The following is an 887-nucleotide window of genomic DNA, read 5'->3' as shown; positions in this document are numbered from 1 at the left end:
CGTCGCCCTCCAGCGTTGCCGGGCGGCTGCCCAGGTTGCCGAGGTCCTCCACCACCACCGTCACGGTGATGGCCCCGTTCCAGTCCGACGCCGTCGCCCCGCCCACCGCCGGGTAGGCGACGGTCAACGCCTTCAGCCGGGCGTTCAGTTCCGCCAGCGTGAGGCCGGTGAGGGTCAGCGTGCCGGTCCCGGTGCCCGTCACCGTACCGCCGCTGCCGCCCACCGCGCTGAAGATGCCGGTGCTGAGCGTCACCGTCGCCTGGATCGTCTGGCCGGTCACCCCGTCGACCTCGGTCACGGCGATGTTGGCGTTGCTGGCGTCCAGCAGCAGCGTCGCAGCACCCTCGGTCACGGTAAAGCTGTTGGCGGTGACGCGGGGCGCGTCGTTTTCCGGATTGACCGTGACCGCGATGGTCGCCGCCTCGGTGCTGCCTAGCCCGCCGGCTTCGGTCAGGGTGACGCTCAGCGTGCGCGACAGCGTCGGCGCGTCGGAGCCGTTGCGGTAGGTCAGCGAGCCGATCAGCGCCTCGACCCGCGCCTTGGTGGCGTCGGCGGTCAGCGTGACCGTGAAGGTGCTGGCGGTGTCGGTGGTGACGCTGCCGATCCGCACCCAGACCGTGCCGTCGTAGGCGTGGACGCCGCCCGTGCCGTCGCGCCAGATCTGGTTGGTCGCCGGGTTCGTCGGCGCGGTGGCCGCTTCCGGCAGGGAGACGTGGTCCTCGCCCGCGATCATGCCGGTGACGGTCAGCGTGCCGCCGTTGTAGGCGCCGCTGTCGGGGTCGTCGAGGACGATCGCGCCGTCCGCGTCCAGCCGCGCCGCCGTCTTGATCGCGTCCTCACCGAACGTCGCCGTCCCGCTCAGACCCGTGATCCGGGGCTGGTCGTTG

The 887-nt window shown here is 72.0% G+C and carries 1 protein-coding gene; it reads right to left on the bottom strand.

Going from position 1 to position 887, the window contains the following annotated elements; genetic code table 11:
* Positions 1-887, bottom strand: an 887-nt coding sequence (locus tag DS843_RS31500; RefSeq protein ID WP_286192423.1) for an Ig-like domain-containing protein, incomplete at both ends; no start/stop codon positions are given.

The organism is Roseomonas genomospecies 6, assembly GCF_008365375.1.
GTDB lineage: Bacteria > Pseudomonadota > Alphaproteobacteria > Azospirillales > Azospirillaceae > Azospirillum.
This window is presented reverse-complemented; position numbering and strand designations above follow the sequence as displayed.